Here is a 237-nt window from a genome sequence, read left to right on the forward strand (position 1 = left end):
ATGACGGACGGTAGCCTGATCTGGCGGTCGGAGCGGAGCGGGTATGGGCCCCTGTATCGCTTCGCGGCGGGCAAGTGGACGCCGCTGACGAAGGGGGAAGGGGTCGTCACCGCTCTGGTCGGCGTGGACGAGACGAAGGGGCGCGTGTTCTTCGCGGGCACGAAGGACGACGTACGGGAGCAGCAGCTTTATTCGGTCGACATCGCCAAGCCGAACCAGCTCACGCGCCTGACGGAG

General features: G+C 66.7%; 1 protein-coding gene. It reads left to right on the plus strand.

All coding sequences use genetic code 11. The features are described 5' to 3' along the window. Nucleotides 1-237, plus strand: a 237-nt coding sequence (locus AC0CH8_RS19120) for a DPP IV N-terminal domain-containing protein (RefSeq protein WP_465241233.1), incomplete at both ends; no start/stop codon positions are given.

The sequence above is a fragment of the Sphingomonas sp. AC435 genome (genome assembly GCF_979253005.1).